This window comes from Pseudoalteromonas sp. MMG012, assembly GCF_018100875.1.
GTDB lineage: Bacteria > Pseudomonadota > Gammaproteobacteria > Enterobacterales > Alteromonadaceae > Pseudoalteromonas > Pseudoalteromonas aurantia.
In genome coordinates this window covers 1-556 of record NZ_JAGJEF010000221.1, presented here as the reverse complement: position 1 = coordinate 556, position 556 = coordinate 1, and the positions used below count along the sequence as shown (strand labels likewise).

Annotated in this window: 1 pseudogene; it reads right to left on the bottom strand. The window is 49.3% G+C overall.

The window, feature by feature from the left end:
* Nucleotides 1–556: pseudogene (locus J8L97_RS23140) on the bottom strand (hypothetical protein); the annotation flags it as partial.

Genomic DNA, 556 nt, shown 5'->3' with positions numbered 1-556 from the left:
CTGCGTAGCAGGTTCTTGCTCTGGCTCCACGTCATCAATCAGCCCATCCATATCGTCTATATCAAACTCGTCGCTCGCCTCTTCTACCAGTTCAGATTCCGCAGGAGTTTCGTCTAAGAGCCCATCAATGTCGTCTATATCAAGCTCATCGCTCGCCTCTTCTATCAGTTCAGGTTCCGCAGCCGTTTCGTCTAAGAGCCCATCCATATCGTCTATATCAAACTCGTCGCTCGCCTCTTCTACCAGTTCAGGTTCCGCAGGAGTTTCGTCTAAGAGCCCATCAATGTCGTCTATATCAAGCTCATCGCTCGCCTCTTCTACCCGTTCAGGTTCCGAGGCCGTTTCGTCTAATAACCCATCAATGTCGTCTATATCAAACTCGTCGCTCGCTTCTTCTACCAGTTCAGGTTCCGCAGCCGTTTCGTCTAACAACCCATCAATATCGTCTATATCAAACTCGTCGCTCGCTTCTTCTACCAGTTCAGGTTCCGAGGCCGTCTCATCTAACAACCCATCAATATCGTCTATATCAAACTCGTCGCTCGCTTCTTCTACC